This window comes from Bifidobacterium jacchi (assembly GCF_009078285.1).
Classification (GTDB): Bacteria; Actinomycetota; Actinomycetes; order Actinomycetales; family Bifidobacteriaceae; genus Bifidobacterium; species Bifidobacterium jacchi.
In genome coordinates this window covers 17,591-18,259 of record NZ_RQSP01000044.1, presented here as the reverse complement: position 1 = coordinate 18,259, position 669 = coordinate 17,591, and the positions used below count along the sequence as shown (strand labels likewise).

The following is a 669-nucleotide window of genomic DNA, read 5'->3' as shown; positions in this document are numbered from 1 at the left end:
CCGCCGTTCTTCGATGGTGTGGCTGAGTGTGGGGTGATCGAAGACGGTCGCCGGCTGTCACGCGACGCCGTTTTGCCTGTTTTTTGCGTCGCGTGACACGCTCGCGTCGTGCAGGCTCGACCCGGCTTTGCTCAGCCTGGCTCGAAATGATGGAATTCCGCCGTTTCGTGAGAATGCAGCACGGTGACGGATGGTCCACGATTGTCACGCGACGCGTTTTTCGATGATTTCATCGCCGCGTGGCAGAGCTGTGGCGGAACTGTGGCGGGCCGGCTGTCACGCGATGCCGTTTCGCCCGGTTTTTGCGTCGCGTGACACGCTCGCGACGCGCAGGCTCGACTCGGCTCTGCTTGGCTCGGCTCGAAATGTTGGAATTCCGCCGTTCTTCGATGGTGCGGCTGAGTGGGGGGGGATCGAAGACGGTCGCCGGCTGTCACGCGACGCGTTTTTCGATGATTTCATCGCCGCGTGACAGAACTGTGACAGAGCTGTGACGGAACTGTGGCGGGCCGGATGTCACGCGACGCCGTTTTGTCTGTTTTTTGCGTCGCGTGACACGCTCGCGACGCGCGGGCTTGACTCGGCTTTGCTTAGCATGGCTCGAAATGATGGAATTCCGCCGTTCTTCGATGGTGTGGCTGAGTGTGGGGTGATCGAAGACGGTCGCCG

1 protein-coding gene is annotated in these 669 nt (G+C 61.3%); it reads right to left on the bottom strand.

Features of this window, described 5'->3' with window-relative positions; translation table 11 throughout:
* Positions 1–433 precede the first annotated feature (433 nt).
* Positions 434–669 (bottom strand): hypothetical protein (locus tag EHS19_RS11075; RefSeq protein WP_206666346.1); only part of this gene is annotated, 236 nt, incomplete at its 5' end.